This window comes from Psychrosphaera aestuarii (assembly GCF_017948405.1).
Lineage (GTDB): Bacteria > Pseudomonadota > Gammaproteobacteria > Enterobacterales > Alteromonadaceae > Psychrosphaera > Psychrosphaera aestuarii.
Genome location: NZ_CP072844.1, coordinates 924147 through 937479, shown reverse-complemented (window position 1 = coordinate 937479; position 13333 = coordinate 924147). Strand labels below are relative to the sequence as shown.

Here is a 13333-nt window from a genome sequence, read left to right as displayed (position 1 = left end):
GCTATTTTCCTGCACTATTTAAGTCTACATCTGACTCTAATGTCTCAGACAAAATACTTAAAACTAGCTCTTTAAAACTTACACCTTGTTGTGCTGCAGCCTTAGGAACTAAAGATGTTGTCGTCATACCTGGCACAGTATTTATTTCCAATATAAACGGGCTTTCATTCTCATCTAATAAAAAGTCAACACGGCCCCAACCCTTTGCGCCAACTAGCTCAAAAGCTTGAACCGCAATCGCTTGTATTTGCTTTGTTAACGATTCTGATAGCGGCGCTGGACACAAGTATTCAGTAGATGAGCTTTTATACTTTGCTTCATAGTCATAAAACTCGTTAGGCGTGCGCATCTCTATCAATGGCATGGCCTTACCTGCGACTATACTTACAGTAATTTCACGTCCTTCAACCCATTGCTCAACAAGCGCTTCTGCATCATATTCAAATGCTAACTTAACGGCCTTCTGCAATTCATCAGAACTACGAGCTTGTGACATTCCTATGCTTGAACCTTCATTTGCAGGCTTAACCATAACTCGGCCAGATAGCTGTGCTAATAACTCCTCAGCATCAAAATCGTGACCTCGCTTTACCACAGCAAAAGGCGCGGAAGGAAGCTCTGCGCCCTTAAATAAAAACTTACTTCGAACTTTATCCATTGCCAGAGCTGAACCTTGTGGGCCAGAACCCGTGTAAGGCAAGCCCATTAATTGCAACGCGCCTTGCAAACTACCGTCTTCTCCACCGCGACCATGTAAAACAATAAATACACGGTCAAAGTCTTTTTTCAGTAAGTCGTCTAAGTAGTCAAATTTTGGGTCAAAAGCATAGGCATCCACACCTTGATCTAATAGGGCGTCCAATACCGCTTTGCCTGAATTTAACGAAACGTCTCGTTCAGCAGACGTACCACCAAACATTACTGCAACTTTACCAAACCTACTGGTGTCTAACGCGGTCATAGCTCAGTCACCTCCATGAGTTTGGCAATTTTCATTTCACATTCAATCAAGGTTTTAATCACAGAATTAATGTTGCCAGCACCTTGAGTTATAACAACATCACCGTCTTGAAGGACATGTGCTAATTGATTTGGTAATTGCTCTGGCTTGGCAACAAAAATAGGGTCAATTACATTTCTTTGTCTAATAGACTGCGCAAGGCTGCGACCGTCTGCGCCAACAATTGGCTTTTCACCAGCAGCATATACTTCAAGCAATAACAAACAGTCTACTTTCGATAACACATGGGTAAAGTCGTCATAAAGATCGCGAGTACGGCTATATCGATGCGGTTGGTAACACATGACAATGCGCTTTTCTGGCCAGGCCGCTCTTACAGCATCAATGGTTGCAGACACTTCTGTCGGGTGATGACCGTAGTCATCCATTAACTTAACAATCCCTTTGCCTGTATCAAAATCACCGTATTGTTGGAAACGACGGCCAATGCCCTCAAATTTTTCCAGTGCACTAATAATAAACTTGTCATCAATACCTTCTTCATGCGACACCGCGACAGCAGCTGTTGCGTTTAACGCATTGTGGCGACCTGGAAGGTTTAGCGCCAAATCAAGCTTTTTACCGTTGTGGTTAACTGTGAACGTGGTGCGAGTTTCAGTTTGATTAAAATTTGTAATAACGTAATCGTTATGAGCTTCAAACCCATAAGTAACAACTCGTCTACCCAGATCTTTCGCTATTTTTAAAACCACTTCATCATCACCACACATGGTCGCCAATCCGTAAAACGGTAAGTTATGAAGGAAATCTACATAAGTCCGCTTCATCTGCTCAAAGTCACCACCATAAGTTTCCATATGATCGGCTTCTATATTGGTAACTACCGAAATAAGCGGTTGAAGGTGTAAAAATGAAGCATCACTTTCATCAGCTTCAGCAATTAAATATCGACTTTTGCCTAGTCGCGCGTTGGTGCCAGCGCTATTTAACAACCCACCGATAATAAATGTTGGGTCAAGCTCCGCTTCTGCAAAAATACTGGCGATTAAACTGGTTGTAGTCGTTTTACCATGCGTTCCAGCGATTGCGATACCAAAACGAAAACGCATTAACTCCGCTAACATTTCGGCTCGGCGAACAATCGGGATTCGCTTTTCTCGTGCAGCTATTATTTCAACGTTTGTCTCGTCAATTGCGCTAGATACAACAACAACACTGGCCTCTTCTACGTTTTCTTTAAGGTGACCAATAGTAATTGTCGCGCCTAAACCTTTAAGGCGTTGCACAACGGCATTCTCATTAATATCTGAACCGGTCACTTTGTAACCTTCATTCAACAACACTTCAGCAATGCCACCCATGCCAGCACCACCGATACCGATAAAGTGCAGCGTTTGTAAGCGTCGCATTGCTGGATTAACTATATTATCTTGAATACTCAATTATTTTCTTCCAATTGCTTGACACAAACTTAACATGCGGTCAGTTGTGCCTAAATTTGCATTTTGCCGAGCTCGTTGCTGCATCTGTGTAATCAGAGATGGCGCATGTAATAATTCATGCAGCATAGTGGGCAATTCTTTTTCTAAGTTGGGTTGCGCAATTAACTGTGCAGCCCCAGCATTTACTAGCCAATTTGCATTCGCTGTTTGATGATCATCAACGGCATAAGGCAAAGGAACAAATATTGCCATATTACCTGAGGCAGCGACCTCAGAAACGGTCAACGCTCCAGCTCGACAAATAATAATATCGGCCCATGCGTATGCTGCTTGCATATCATCGACAAAATCAGAAACAACTACCTGAGTGTTTGTAAACCCAGCATCTTCGTAACGTTTTTGCACATCATTGCTGTTGTTTTTACCCGCTTGATGACGCACTTTAAGCTTTGCTTCACTTGTTAAAAGTGACGCCAATAAAGTAGGTAAAGTTTGATTAAAAACTTGGGCGCCTAGACTACCACCAATCACTAAAATATGTTTTGAACTTTGCTCATTAAGTAACCGCTTGGGTAATTTATTTAACTTTGAAATTTCGGCCCTAACTGGATTACCAACAACTTCAAATTTAACCCCTTGCTCTGGTCGACCAACAATAGGAAACGCCAAAAGCGTTTTTAACGCAACTTTACTTAAATAGCGATTGGTCATCCCCATCACCGCGTTTTGTTCGTGCAGTATTAATGGCACGCCTAGCGACTTAGCGGCTAAGCCTCCTGGTCCTGATGCGTAACCGCCAAAACCAACAACAATGTCAGGCTTAATAGACGAAATAACTTTTCTAGCCTGAAAAAAGGCTTTAATTAGCATCAATGGCATTCCTAACAAACGTTTTAGGCCATTACCACGCACACCTTTTACGTCAATAAAATGAATAGGTAAATTATGTTTAGGAACCAATTCCGCTTCCATTCGATCAGCCGTTCCAATCCAATCCACCGTCCAGCCGTTTGCAATGAGCTGCTCAGCTAAGGCAATTCCTGGAAATATATGGCCACCCGTACCACCGGCCATAATTATCGCTTTAGGTGACGACTTCATAAGACACCTCCGAAGACGAATCTAACTGCTCTTTTTGGCGTAACTCAAAATCGATACGTAATACGATGGCCACCGCTACGGAAAACACAATTAAACTGCTGCCGCCGTACGAGATAAATGGCAATGTTAATCCCTTAGTTGGTAATAAGCCGGTACTCGCACCTATATTTACAAACACCTGAAACGCAATCCAAATTCCAATGGCGTAAGCAAAATAGCCACTGTAGTGCAGACCTTTTTCCATTGCTTTAGAGCCTACGAGTAAGATGCGATACACCAGTACACCCATCACGACAACAAGCGCAGCCAATCCTATAAAACCGAGCTCTTCCGCGACCACCGCGGCAATAAAGTCAGTGTGAGCTTCTGGCAAATAATCGAGCTTTTGAATACTGTTGCCTAGACCTAGACCAAACCAATCACCGCGGCCATAGGCCATTAATGACTGAGTTAACTGGTAGCCACTCCCAAACGCATCGGCCCAAGGATCCAAAAATGCCATTACTCGTCGCATTCGATAAGGCTCTAACCAAATCAAGCCTGTAACTGCCATCAAGCCACTGGCAATAAGCGCTACGAACTGCCAAATTTTGGCCCCCGCCAAAAACAACAATGCAACCGTAGTGACAAACATCACGATCACTGTTCCTAAGTCGGGCTGTTTAAGCAGTAATATGGCAAGAACGGTAAAAACCCCTAGAGGCTTCATAAAGCCTTTGACGTTTTCTAATAACTGTTCGTGTTGGCGGACTAGATATCCCGCCAAAAAAGCAAAGAAAAACAGCTTGGCGACTTCCGCAGCTTGTAAGTTAAATACCCCTAACGGCAGCCATCGACGACTACCGTTTACCGTATTACCAACCAGTAACACTAAAACTAAAAGTACCGTTGCGACTAGCAAAAGTTGCATGTTGTATTTACGCCACCACTCCATTTTAAATAACAACACAGTCGTCATGGATAATAAGGATATAACGAGAAAAACCGCATGTTTTATCGAGATATAATACTCGTTGTTATATAGCTTTTCAGCGACAGGCATCGAAGCAGACGTCACCATGATCCAGCCAAAACACATCAAGCATAACGTGAGTAAAAACAAGCCTCTGTCATAATGCTGTGGCGGTTGTTCCAGCTCTTCTGCTGTTTTTCGACTCGCAAGGTTTACCAGGCCAAATCCAATTCTACTCATGATTGGTCCCCTAACTGGGTCACCGCGTCTATAAATGCTGCGGCTCTTGCTTGGTAATTCCTAAACATATCAATGCTAGCGCACGCTGGAGATAACAAAACGACATCCTGTGATACTGCTAGACTATTGGCAACATCAACTGCTGCTTTCATTGAGGTTACTAAATGTAACTTTTCTGGGGCAACAAAGTTAACAAACTGATCTTTATCTTTCCCTAACGCCACAACCGCTTTTACGTGATTTACTATAACTTCGTTTAATTCACTAAGATCAGCACCTTTTGCATCACCACCAGCAATTAGAATTATATTTTTCTTGGTAGCAAGACCGCCAATAGCGGCTTGGCAAGAAGCGATGTTGGTTGCTTTCGAATCATCAATAAAAGCAACATTATTTAATGTTCTTACATGTTGGCAACGATGGGTTAAACCAGAAAATTCAGCCAAGTGCGCGATATTATTCTCTATTTCAACACCAATAGCGTTAGCCAGCGCCATTACTGCCAAGGCGTTGAGTGCATTGTGGTGTCCGCTCAATGCAAACGTTGAAAAGTCCGCAATGACATTGTTGCTGTGGTACAAGAATTGATTTTTCGGGTTATATCGCCATAACAAACCTGGTTTAACTTCAGTGCCAATCCCAAATGCAACATGGGGCGCAGCTGAATCTGTGTCCACATCGTTAGATGGTTGTAAAACTCTTGGTGTCGTTAGTTCATCATCGCCATTAAAAATAGCCGTTTTTGCGTGTTGATAGATCTTTCTTTTCGATTGTGCATAATCGGCAAAACTATCATACCTGTCCAAATGATCAGGTGACACGTTCAATACACAGCCAGCCTCACAAACCAAACTTTCCGTTGTATCTAGCTGAAAACTCGACAACTCAATAACAAAAGCATCAACGTCTTCATTGATCACATCGAGCACCGGCACCCCGAAGTTACCGCATACCACAGCCTTTTTACCTACTCGATTTAAAAAGTCAGTAAGCCAAGCAACCACTGTCGATTTACCGTTCGAGCCTGTTACAGCCAATACGGGTTTTGTATTAACCTGAGCAAACAATTCAATATCACAAAAGACCTGAACCCCCTTTGCTTTGGCTTGGACGATTGCCGGCAGACTCAAACTTATGCCCGGGCTAATTAAAACATAATCGTATTGCTCAAATTGATCGTTTGCCAATGGTCCAAAATACGTTGTAACTTGCCCCAATAGCTCATGCTGTTGCGCATGTTCTGGTGGCACTTGTTGGGTATCAAAAACGTCAGGAGATATATTCTGAGATAGCAAAAAGCGCAACATCGACATGCCAGTTATACCAAGGCCAAACAAAGCTACCTTGTGCTGTTTTAACTGATCTAATATTTGCGCTTTATATAACATTGTTTATCCAATTAAATTAGTCTTAACGCAACTTCAACGTTGCAATACCAACTAAAACCAAGACTAGCGATATAATCCAAAAACGGACGATAACTCTTGGCTCAGGCCAGCCACTTAGCTCGTAGTGATGATGAATTGGCGCCATTTTGAATACACGCTCACCACGTAGTTTGTATGAACCGACCTGTAAAATAACTGATAGCGTTTCCATCACAAACACGCCACCCATAATAATTAAGACCAACTCTTGACGAACTAAAACCGCAATAATGCCTAACGCTCCACCTAAAGCTAATGAGCCTACATCACCCATAAACACTTGTGCCGGATAAGTGTTGAACCACAAAAAGCCAAGGCCAGCTCCCACTATCGCAGTACAAACTACCGTTAGTTCATCTGCTAGCGGAATATAAGGAATATTAAGATAGTCCGAAAAATTCACGTTACTGGTTACATAAGCAAACAGCGCCAACGCCCCAGCAACCATTACCGTAGGTACAATAGCTAAACCGTCTAACCCATCGGTTAAATTTACCGCGTTACTTGTTCCTACTAACGTAAAGTAAACAACAAGCAAGTACATCATGCCTAACTGCGGCATAATGTCTTTGAAAAATGGTACTAATAGAGCCGTTTCTTCCGGACTTTGCGCTGTCGCGTACAAGTATCCTGCAACGCCAATGGCGATCACCGATTGCCAAAAATACTTCCAACGTGCAATCAAACCTTTGCTGTCTTTTCGAATCACTTTGCGGTAGTCATCTACAAAACCAACAATGCCGTAGCCAACAACAACCGTTAATACTACCCAAACGTACTTATTGCCAAGATCCGCCCATAAAAGGGTGCTCACAACAATGCTCGCTAATATTAAAATGCCACCCATTGTTGGCGTACCAGCTTTACTAAAGTGACTTTCAGGACCATCATCACGAACGGTTTGACCAATTTGCATTAACTGTAAGCGACGAATTAATTTTGGACCAAAGTACAAAGACAACCCCATCGCCGTTAATACACTCAAAATTGCTCGAAAGGTGAGATAAGAAAAGACATTAAAGCCGGAGTGAAATTGAGTTAAATATTCTGCTAACCAAACTAGCATGATGGTTCTGCCTTATTATTTTGTTGGTTATCGGTAATAACTTGCTCGACCACTAATTCCATTTTGGCGCTACGAGAGCCTTTTACTAAAACCGTTACATTACTACTAGGTTGAAGTTCTAGTTGCTGTTTTATGTAAGTATTAATACTTTCCGTAAGTGCTTGCTTTGAAGAAAAATGCGTACCTTTACCTTCAGCTTGTAAAACACTTGATGCACTTTGACTTAACACGCCAAACGAACATAACAAATCGATTCCTTTGTTAAGTGCATACTCACCAACTTCAGTATGAAGCTTGGTAGACTCGTGTCCGAGCTCAGCCATATCACCTAACACAAGCACTTGCTTGCCTTGGTAACTCGCTAATAAATCAATAGCCGCTTTGACCGATTGCACATTCGCATTATAAGTATCATCAATAACCAATAAACGATCGCTTACTGGCTTTAAATTTACTCGGCCTTGTACCATGACCATTTGAGTCAAGCCTTGTTGCACGTCTTCAAGTGTTGCGCCCAACTCAATACAAGCTGCGGCCGCGGCCAATGCATTTTTTACATTGTGCTGACCTGGCAATGTTAACTCGATGTCGACGGACTGACCTTGGTACACCATAGTGAACGTGGCGCAACCGGCACTATTTAGCTGAATGTTATTTGCAGTAATTCCGTTGCTGGCATTTTGAATCTCTTCGCCAAAACCAAATTCAACAACTTTACCCGGCGTAGTATTAAACTGAGTCGCTAACTTGCTAAGCCAAAAAGACTTATGTTCAGAATCACCATTTACAATCGCTAAACCATTTGCTTGTAAACCTGTGAATATTTCGCCTTTAGCTTGAACGACACCAAAGATGTCGCCAAAACCTTCTAAATGCGCTTCTGCCACATTATTTAAAATAGCGACGTGAGGCTGCGTTAATCCCGTAGTGTAAGCAATTTCACCAATGTGATTCGCGCCAAGCTCAACCACCGCATATTGATGTTGTTTCTCTAGGCGTAACAAGGTTAAAGGGACGCCAATCTGGTTATTAAAATTACCATCGGTTGCAAGCACTTTGCCTTTTCTAGACATAATGGCTGCGCACATTTCTTTGACCGACGTTTTTCCAACGCTACCGGTAATAGCAATAATTTTCGGGTCTACCGCTCTCGCCACAGCTTGGCCTAATTTACCAAGCGCGATAAGCGTATCCTCAACCACAAACTGAACAATATCAGTATCGACAGGACGCTCAACAATTACCGCAATTGCGCATTTTTGTTTAACTTGTTCTACAAACTTAGACCCGTCAAAGTTTGGACCTTTTAATGCTAAGAATACTTGGCCGCTTTGTATTGCACGACTGTCCGTTGATATTTCACCTATTGGCGCGGTTAAATCAACATTTGGCACACCTGAGGGCGCGACACCAAGAACATTGCTTACCCATTGTAAGTCTGCGTTTATCATAATTTACCCTTGTACCCGGCTTGCGCATGAGCGACTTGCCATTAAACCTGCTGTAAAAGCACGTTCATCATAATTTATTTTTTGAGTACCAATTATTTGGTAATCTTCATGCCCTTTGCCCGCTATTAAAACCGCATCGCCATATCCAGCACGAGACACAGCTAATTCAATCGCACGTTTTCTATCGTATTCTACCGTTACGTTTTGCGGCGCTTTAAAACCGGCCATAATATCATTAACAATATGCTCTTGGCTTTCAGTTCTAGGGTTATCATTAGTGACAATTATCTCGTTTGAATACTTTTCAGCCACTTCAGCCATTAACGGGCGTTTAGATGCATCTCGGTCTCCACCACAGCCAAATACAAGATATAGTTGACCAGACAAATGGCGAATTACTGCTTTAAGTGATGCTTCAAGCGCATCAGGTGTATGTGCATAATCAACAATCGCGATAGGCTGTTCTGGCTCTACGTATAATTCTAACCGGCCTGGAACTGGTTTTAATTTGGAAAATGCGGCAGCGTCTAAAGTCCAACCACAAAGCATTGCTGTAGCGAACACTGCGGCAATGTTTTCTGCATTAAACTCACCATACAACGGCAAATTAAGTTCTGTAGATTCTTTTAGACCACCCAGTTGCCATTCGATTTGAAGTTGTAAACCGTAACTATGGCAATCGACCTGTTTGATAAAGACATATTCGTTAAACGCCAACACATGTTGAGACTGACCATATGCAACCACTCTTGTCGACTCGTGTAGCATGCTGCTAAGTCTTAGCCCGTAGCTATCGTCAACGTTAATAACTGCATTGTTGGGGCGATAATCAATAAACAATTTAGCTTTTTCATCAAAGTACTGCTCCATGCTACCGTGATAATCTAAATGTTCGTGAGTCAAATTGGTAAAAACGGCTGTTTCAAATTCAAGTCCAGATACGCGCTCTTGAGCCAACGCGTGTGACGAAACCTCCATTGCAACAGCACGATATTCATAGGCTTTGTCATTAGCAAACGCCGCCAGCAATTTGTATACATCGGTTATACCCGGAGTTGTATTGGCACTCGGTGTTAAATTATTTATATGACCAGAGCCCATAGTCCCAATAACTGCACAGCTTTTTTTCGACAAGCTCGGATTAGCATCGCCACCTGAAGCTAAGTCTGCTAATTGCGCTAATAAATGGCTTATCGAAGTCTTACCATTTGTACCGGTAATACCGATAACCGGTAAAGGTTGCTGTTCGCCAAAATAGAAACTTTTGCACAATACTGCTAACTTTTGTCGAAGCTTGGGTACTGTAATAACGAGTGCTTGCGAGGAAAGTTCATTGATTTTAGCTGGCATCTGACACGCACTATCGACTAACACAGCGCTTGCTCCTTGAGCAATTGCCTTATCAATATAGTCAGCGCCGTTTAGGTCATGACCGGTTAAAGCGACAAAAATGTCACCCTCGGCAACCTGTCTACTGTCTTGTGTTAAACGACGAGAAAGCATCGACTGATGCGATGCTTTATTAGGGTTTTGATTTTTATCAACATTATTTAAGAGATGTCGTTGCAACTCTTTAATGATGTCGTGCTCGTCAGTTAACGTCATCATTCTTTCGCCTAATGTCTGCTAATTGTATTTTTTTATCGCCGATTGCATCTGGTGCTACATTTAAAATGCGTAGCGTTTGTCGCATTATTTTACCAAAAGTAGGGGCAGCGGTTTCACCACCATAATAATAGTCGCCTTTAGGATCGTTCAACACAACAACAACGGCAATTTTTGGATCGGAAACCGGACCTATTCCAGCAAAAGTATTAACATAATCGTGTCCGTATCCACCTGCGGTTGCTTTTTGGCTTGTACCCGTTTTACCTGCTACACGATACCCTTTCACCATAGCGTTTTTACCTGAACCTTCCTCAGAAATGACACTTTCCATCATCTCCAATACATTATAAGCAACGTCTTCTGCAACAATTCGTTCTGATGGTTTTTCAATATCTGTTTTAATAATCGACAGCGGTCGACTTAAGCCTCCTGCACCAATGGTTGTGTACATTCGAGCTAGCTGAGCGGCTGTCACCGATATCCCATAACCAAACGACAAGCTTGCAATCTCAGAGTCTGACCAACGACGTCTATCGTTAAATAAACCAGTACTTTCACCCACTAAGTCAACACCGCTACTGTCAACCAAGCCCATTTTATAAAACAATCCTAAAAATGACTCTTTTGGTGTTGATAACGCTAATTTAGTTGAGCCCATATTAGAAGAGTATTTTAAGACATCCGCCAAACTGAGCATGCCGCGGTTACGCGGATCTGAAATACGACGGCCACCTATTCGCATGTATCCCGGTGACGTGTCGACTAAATCAAGTGTTCCGAATGAGCCATATTCCAAAGCATTAAGTACCGAAATTGGCTTCATTGTTGATCCTGGCTCAAACGTATCGGTAATGGCTCGATTGCGAAAACGGTGCATAGAAACATTCATGCGATTGTTTGGATTAAATGAAGGACTATTTACCATCGCTAACACTTCAGCCGTTTCAATATCAACTACAATAGCGCTACCCGAGGCGGCTTCATAAGTTTGCACTGCTTTTTTAAGCTCTTGATAAACAGCTGACTGAATTCGTTGGTCGATAGTTAAGGCGATATTTTGTGGTTCTGACCCTTGCTCTTCTTCAATAACCTCAATTTCTCGGCCTTTTGCATCTTTAATTATTTTACGTTTACCCGGCGTACCAACCATCCAGTCATTATGGCGAAGTTCAACACCCTCTATGCCTTTGCCATCTATGTTTGTAAAGCCCACTACGTGTGCTGTAATTTCGCCAGCTGGGTAATAACGTTTCGATTCTTCTCGTAATCGCACACCTGGAATTCTAAGTTGCTGAACATAATCAGCTACAACAGGGTTTGTTTTGCGTTTTAAGTAGATAAAACGTTTGTCTTGGTTGTTGGTGATCCTAGCTAATAATTCGTGCTCTTCCATTTGAAGTACTTTAGCCAGCGCTTTCCAACGCACGTCGGTTTCAAACTCTGGATACTCTAATACGCGCTTAGGGTCAGCCCAAATCGTTTGTACAGGAACACTAACCGCAAGTTCTACACCGTTGCGGTCGGTGATCATGCCACGCTGAACCGATGACTCTTTCACTCGAACGGTACGCTTATCGCCCTCTAGGATAAGCTTCTCAGGTTGAATTATTTGCAGGTAGGCCGCTCGTCCAATTACAGAGCTAAAGACTAAAACTAAAAACGAAATGACGAACTGAAAGCGCCAACGATTTACACTTGGCTTAGTTAATTGTTTGGCTTGTTGGGTTTGTTTCCCAGATTTTAGGCCCGACTTGGCTTGGGCCCCTTTTTTGGTGCTACGTTTGGTTGTTGTTTTTTTATTTTTATTATTCAACCAGTCCTTCATGGCAACGTAACTACCACCTCTTGATCTGATGTTGGGCGTTCCATCTCTAAGCGTTCACGAGCAATATTTTCAACTCGGCTATGTTCAGCCAGAGCTCTTTGCTCTAATAACAAATGGCGCCAACGAAGATCAATATCGTCACGTTGTTGCAACAATACATCTTGTTGAATGACCATTTGCCTATTTAACTGTGCCCAGTGCACCACTGCAACCGCAGCGATAACATTGAGCAGCAGAAGCCCCACTGTAAGTTTATGCTTACGTAAGTCGCTTAAAATATACCGCGCTAATTGAGTATCAACGACATTTTTTATTGTTATGTTCATGTTGATAATCTTTCAGCGATTCTAAGGACGGAGCTGCGCGCACGGCTATTACTAGCTATCTCTTGTTCCGATGGTTTTATTGCTTTACCAATCGGCTTCATTTTTATTCCTTTGTTTAGCTCTTCTTCCGTCATAGGCAAACCTCTAGGTACTTGTTTACCTTGGCTTTGCTTACGAATGAATTGCTTAACAATTCTATCTTCTAAAGAATGAAAGCTAATCACTGACAGTCGACCGGCAGGCTTCAAGACTTCTAACGACGCATCTAACGCACGTTCAATCTCTACTAACTCGCTATTTATATATATTCTTATTCCCTGGAAGGTGCGAGTAGCAGGGTGTTTCTTCTCTGCCTTGCTTTTCGGTACAGTTGCAGCCACTAAATTAGCTAAATCGGTTGTCGTAAGAATCGGCGATTCTTCTCGTGTTGCAATGATTTTACGTGCAACACGTTTGGCAAATTTTTCTTCACCGTATGTTTTTAATGCGAATACGATGTCGTCTTCTTCGGCTTTGGCTAACCAATCTGCCGCAGAAATTCCTTTGGTGTAATCCATGCGCATATCAAGTGGACCCGGTTTCATAAAGCTAAAGCCTCGGTCAGCTTCATCTAGCTGCGGCGAAGACACTCCTAAGTCCATCAAAATACCGTCTACTTTACCTACAACATCGTGTTTTTGGGCAACAGCCAATAATTCTGAAAACGGAGTATGTTCTATGGTAAAGCTTGGGTTATCGGCAAATCGCTTTGCAGCCTCAATTGCCGTTGGATCACGATCGATAGCGATTAAACGTCCAGCTTGCGACAACTTAGCTAATACATGAGAAGAATGACCACCTCGACCAAACGTACAATCGATATAAATCCCATCCGGCTTAATATTCAAGCCATCAATAGATTCTGTTAATAATACCGATACGTGTTCTGTCATAT

General features: G+C 42.5%; 11 protein-coding genes. All 11 read right to left on the bottom strand.

Annotated elements, in window-relative coordinates; translation table 11 throughout:
- Window position 1 precedes the first annotated feature (1 nt).
- From J9318_RS04330 to rsmH, 11 genes are read right to left on the bottom strand one after another with little or no spacing between them, the layout of a single operon-like run.
- Complete coding sequence (locus J9318_RS04330) at window positions 2–961, bottom strand: D-alanine--D-alanine ligase (RefSeq protein ID WP_210561572.1); 960 nt, start codon at window positions 959–961, stop codon at window positions 2–4.
- The gene (murC, locus tag J9318_RS04325) at window positions 958–2370 is read right to left on the bottom strand and encodes a UDP-N-acetylmuramate--L-alanine ligase (RefSeq protein ID WP_210562363.1); all 1413 of its coding nucleotides are present in this window, start codon (window positions 2368–2370) and stop codon (window positions 958–960) included. Before murC ends, J9318_RS04330 begins: the two co-directional genes overlap by 4 nt.
- 33 nt (window positions 2371–2403) lie before the next feature.
- Window positions 2404–3504 carry an undecaprenyldiphospho-muramoylpentapeptide beta-N-acetylglucosaminyltransferase gene (gene murG / locus J9318_RS04320; RefSeq protein WP_210561570.1) on the bottom strand — a complete coding sequence of 367 codons (1101 nt, stop codon included), beginning with the start codon at window positions 3502–3504 and terminating at the stop codon, window positions 2404–2406.
- Window positions 3488–4696 carry a putative lipid II flippase FtsW gene (ftsW, locus tag J9318_RS04315; RefSeq protein WP_210561567.1) on the bottom strand — a complete coding sequence of 403 codons (1209 nt, stop codon included), beginning with the start codon at window positions 4694–4696 and terminating at the stop codon, window positions 3488–3490. The genes murG and ftsW overlap by 17 nt, the downstream gene beginning before the upstream one ends.
- The gene (murD, locus tag J9318_RS04310) at window positions 4693–6084 is read right to left on the bottom strand and encodes a UDP-N-acetylmuramoyl-L-alanine--D-glutamate ligase (protein ID WP_210561566.1); all 1392 of its coding nucleotides are present in this window, start codon (window positions 6082–6084) and stop codon (window positions 4693–4695) included. The genes ftsW and murD overlap by 4 nt, the downstream gene beginning before the upstream one ends.
- A gap of 22 nt (window positions 6085–6106) precedes the next feature.
- Window positions 6107–7189: a phospho-N-acetylmuramoyl-pentapeptide-transferase gene (mraY, locus tag J9318_RS04305; RefSeq protein ID WP_210561563.1), complete on the bottom strand. Its 1083-nt coding sequence runs from the start codon at window positions 7187–7189 to the stop codon at window positions 6107–6109.
- Complete coding sequence (locus J9318_RS04300; RefSeq protein WP_210561561.1) at window positions 7183–8640, bottom strand: UDP-N-acetylmuramoyl-tripeptide--D-alanyl-D-alanine ligase; 1458 nt, start codon at window positions 8638–8640, stop codon at window positions 7183–7185. The genes mraY and J9318_RS04300 overlap by 7 nt, the downstream gene beginning before the upstream one ends.
- 3 nt (window positions 8641–8643) lie before the next feature.
- A complete protein-coding gene (locus tag J9318_RS04295; RefSeq protein WP_210561559.1) occupies window positions 8644–10248 on the bottom strand; it encodes a UDP-N-acetylmuramoyl-L-alanyl-D-glutamate--2,6-diaminopimelate ligase in 1605 nt (534 codons plus the stop codon).
- The gene (locus J9318_RS04290; protein WP_210561557.1) at window positions 10232–12073 is read right to left on the bottom strand and encodes a penicillin-binding transpeptidase domain-containing protein; all 1842 of its coding nucleotides are present in this window, start codon (window positions 12071–12073) and stop codon (window positions 10232–10234) included. Before J9318_RS04290 ends, J9318_RS04295 begins: the two co-directional genes overlap by 17 nt.
- Entirely contained in the window at window positions 12070–12399 is a 330-nt protein-coding gene (ftsL, locus tag J9318_RS04285) for a cell division protein FtsL (protein ID WP_210561555.1), read from the bottom strand. The genes J9318_RS04290 and ftsL overlap by 4 nt, the downstream gene beginning before the upstream one ends.
- Window positions 12396–13331, bottom strand: a complete 936-nt coding sequence (gene rsmH / locus J9318_RS04280) for a 16S rRNA (cytosine(1402)-N(4))-methyltransferase RsmH (protein WP_210561553.1) — start codon at window positions 13329–13331, stop codon at window positions 12396–12398. The genes ftsL and rsmH overlap by 4 nt, the downstream gene beginning before the upstream one ends.
- Window positions 13332–13333 lie beyond the last annotated feature (2 nt).

Coding starts and splice junctions, on each gene's coding strand:
- J9318_RS04290 (WP_210561557.1), bottom strand. CDS start 12,073: ATGAAGGACTGGTTGAATAATAAAAATAAAAAAACAACAACCAAACGT.
- J9318_RS04300 (WP_210561561.1), bottom strand. CDS start 8,640: ATGATAAACGCAGACTTACAATGGGTAAGCAATGTTCTTGGTGTCGCG.
- ftsW (WP_210561567.1), bottom strand. CDS start 4,696: ATGAGTAGAATTGGATTTGGCCTGGTAAACCTTGCGAGTCGAAAAACA.
- J9318_RS04330 (WP_210561572.1), bottom strand. CDS start 961: ATGACCGCGTTAGACACCAGTAGGTTTGGTAAAGTTGCAGTAATGTTT.
- mraY (WP_210561563.1), bottom strand. CDS start 7,189: ATGCTAGTTTGGTTAGCAGAATATTTAACTCAATTTCACTCCGGCTTT.
- ftsL (WP_210561555.1), bottom strand. CDS start 12,399: ATGAACATAACAATAAAAAATGTCGTTGATACTCAATTAGCGCGGTAT.
- rsmH (WP_210561553.1), bottom strand. CDS start 13,331: ATGACAGAACACGTATCGGTATTATTAACAGAATCTATTGATGGCTTG.
- murG (WP_210561570.1), bottom strand. CDS start 3,504: ATGAAGTCGTCACCTAAAGCGATAATTATGGCCGGTGGTACGGGTGGC.
- J9318_RS04295 (WP_210561559.1), bottom strand. CDS start 10,248: ATGATGACGTTAACTGACGAGCACGACATCATTAAAGAGTTGCAACGA.
- murD (WP_210561566.1), bottom strand. CDS start 6,084: ATGTTATATAAAGCGCAAATATTAGATCAGTTAAAACAGCACAAGGTA.
- murC (WP_210562363.1), bottom strand. CDS start 2,370: ATGCGACGCTTACAAACGCTGCACTTTATCGGTATCGGTGGTGCTGGC.